This is a genomic window from Paraburkholderia sp. J11-2, from assembly GCF_905220185.1.
GTDB lineage: Bacteria > Pseudomonadota > Gammaproteobacteria > Burkholderiales > Burkholderiaceae > Paraburkholderia.
Genome location: NZ_CAJMYY010000102.1, coordinates 1 through 610, shown reverse-complemented (window position 1 = coordinate 610; position 610 = coordinate 1). Strand labels below are relative to the sequence as shown.

Below are 610 nucleotides of genomic sequence, written 5' to 3'. Positions count from 1 at the left end.
AGAAAGAGGCACCAACGGTCCGGCCACCGCGCCCTGAACAACGCGTGCCACGAGAAGCAGAGCGAGGTTGGGCGCCAGTCCGCACGCAGCCGAAGATGCTACGAAGAGCAGAATCGCCCAGACAAACAGGCGCACCTGGCCCACGCGCTGTGTCAGCCATCCCGTAAGCGGAATTGCCACAGCGTTAGCCGCGGCAAAGAGAGTGATGACCCACGTCCCCTCATCCACTGACACACCGAGATTGCCCGAGAGCGTCGGGATCGCAACGTTTGCGATAGACGAATCGAGCACGTTCATGAAGGTGGCAAGAGCGACCGCGAAAGTACCAATCATGAAACGCGGGCCACTGAGGGGGGCGACGCCGTGGGGCGGCCCGGATGAATCCATCGTCAGCCTCGCTGCACGTTAGTGGCTAGTTGTTATATGGCTTCTCCGGCGAACGCGACCAGGAATGGAAGCACGTGTTAGTGGCGTTCTGCGTACCCGAAGCAGCGACCCGGTTTCCCACAAAGGCCCGCAAGGCACCACGACCCGGAACAATCAGGCTACGACGATGCGAAGCGGATCCGCAGCAGCGAGCGCTGTCGCGCGATCTGCGCCCGGCGGGTAG

General features: G+C 62.3%; 1 protein-coding gene. It reads right to left on the bottom strand.

Going from position 1 to position 610, the window contains the following annotated elements; translation table 11 throughout:
- A partial coding sequence (locus U5A57_RS41335; RefSeq protein ID WP_415774723.1) for an MFS transporter occupies positions 1–333 on the bottom strand: 333 nt, incomplete at its 3' end.
- Positions 334–610: the final 277 nt, after the last annotated feature.